General features: G+C 76.7%; 1 protein-coding gene. It reads right to left on the reverse strand.

The genetic code is table 11. From position 1 onward, the window contains the following. The coding region (locus tag HMPREF3105_RS01405) for a RecB family exonuclease (protein ID WP_141762381.1) at positions 1-711 on the reverse strand (711 nt) is incomplete at both ends.

Here is a 711-nt window from a genome sequence, read left to right on the forward strand (position 1 = left end):
GGGCCGCTCCAGCCCGGCGAGCGCGGCGCGCAGGGCGGGGTCGGTGGCGGGGTCGTCCCGGACCTGCTCCAGACCACCGGCGCGGACGGCCACCTGGTAGGCGGCCAGCTGGGGCTGGCGCGCCATCTCCGCACCGGTGGGCGCGCTGCGGCCGGTCTTGAGGTCGGCGATGAAGGGTCGGCCCTGCGCGTCCGCCTCGAGCCGGTCCACGACGCCGGTGATCCGGACGGTGGTCCCGCCCCAGGTCAGGTCCGCGAGGAGCCGCACCTCCTGGGCCACGGGCCGACGCCCGGCCGCCCGGGCGATGCTCCAGTAGCCGATGTAGGCGTCCACCAGGCCGCGGGCCCGGTCGTGCTCGATCTCCGTGATCCAGCCCTCCGGCAGGCCGAGTTCGGGCAGGCGGCGCTCCAGTTCGGCACGCACGTCCTCGGGCATGCCCTCGGGATGGTGCTCGGCCACCGAGTGCACGAGCGTGCCCACGGACTGGGCGAGGGTTCCGCCCGCGTTCGCGCCGACGTGGTACAGCACCCAGTCCAGCGGATTGCGCAGGGCCGTCTCCACGCGGGAGGGCGAGAGCGCGACGACCTCGTGCTTCGGGTCGACGAGCGCAGCCTCGGTGGACAGCGGCAGCAGGCCCCACCAGCGTCGGGGGTCCGCGACGGTCACGCCGTCCTCGGCGAGGGCCGCCAGGCCGGCGGCCGCCGCCGCCCG

The organism is Micrococcus sp. HMSC31B01 (genome assembly GCF_001816085.1).
GTDB classification, from domain to species: Bacteria; Actinomycetota; Actinomycetes; order Actinomycetales; family Micrococcaceae; genus Micrococcus; species Micrococcus luteus.